At 55.6% G+C, this 232-nt stretch carries 1 protein-coding gene; it reads right to left on the bottom strand.

The features are described from left to right. Positions 1-232 (bottom strand): alcohol dehydrogenase catalytic domain-containing protein (locus V0R37_RS23320; protein WP_420376721.1); only part of this gene is annotated, 232 nt, incomplete at both ends.

Here is a 232-nt window from a genome sequence, read left to right as displayed (position 1 = left end):
CCTGCCGCTGCAAAGCGCCAGCATAGTAAACCCTGTCGCCCACCGCAAAACGACTCACCTGCTCACCTACCGCCACAACCTCTCCGGCAGCATCCCAGCCTAACACCTTATATTCGCCGGCAGCTGGCTGTGCACGTTTACGCACCTTAGTATCCACCGGATTAACGGAAATAGCCGCTACCTTGACTAAAATGTCGTGTCCGCTGGCTACTGGCATCGGTAGCTCAATATC

The sequence above is a fragment of the Pollutimonas rozaliensis genome, from assembly GCF_048751585.1.
Classification (GTDB): Bacteria; Pseudomonadota; Gammaproteobacteria; order Burkholderiales; family Burkholderiaceae_B.
This window is presented reverse-complemented; position numbering and strand designations above follow the sequence as displayed.